Origin of the sequence: Paenibacillus sp. 598K, assembly GCF_003851045.1 — a bacterium.
Taxonomy (GTDB): Bacteria; Bacillota; Bacilli; order Paenibacillales; family Paenibacillaceae; genus Paenibacillus_D.
Map to the genome: position 1 here is coordinate 48,669 of NZ_BFBX01000057.1, position 563 is coordinate 49,231.

Sequence of the window (563 nt, forward strand, 5' to 3'; positions counted from 1 at the left end):
CGAGAGCGGCGATCTCGACGAGCAGCCGGTGCATCGGGTGCGGATCAGCCAGCCGTTCTATATGGGGAAGTATCAGGTGACGAACCGGGAGTACGAGCGATTCGACCCGCGACATCGGGCGCTGCGCGGCAAGCTGGGCTTCGCCTGCGGCGACGACGATGCGGTCGTCTTCGTCAGCTGGCATGATGCAGTCGCTTACTGCCGCTGGCTGTCGGAGCGGGACGGCAGACCGTACCGGCTGCCGACTGAGGCGGAGTGGGAGTACGCCTGCCGGGGCGGGACGACGACGGCCTATGCGATGGGCGATGCGTTCCCGCGCAGCCATTACAAAAACCAGCAGCATAGCTGGTATCCCGACCCCGTCAAGACGAAGCGCGAGTTCGAGGTCGTGCCGCTAACCGTCGGCCAGTTCGCTCCGAACGACTGGGGACTGCACGATATGCACGGCAATGTCGAGGAGTGGTGCCAGGACTGGTACGGCCCTTACGCAGCCGGAGAGCAGACCGATCCGGTCGGCCGGTCGGATGGCGACTTCCGCGTGACGCGGGGCGGCAGCCACTCCA

The 563-nt window shown here is 66.1% G+C and carries 1 protein-coding gene; it reads left to right on the top strand.

The features are described from left to right. The coding region (locus PA598K_RS16930; RefSeq protein ID WP_148091963.1) for a formylglycine-generating enzyme family protein at positions 1-563 on the top strand (563 nt) is incomplete at both ends.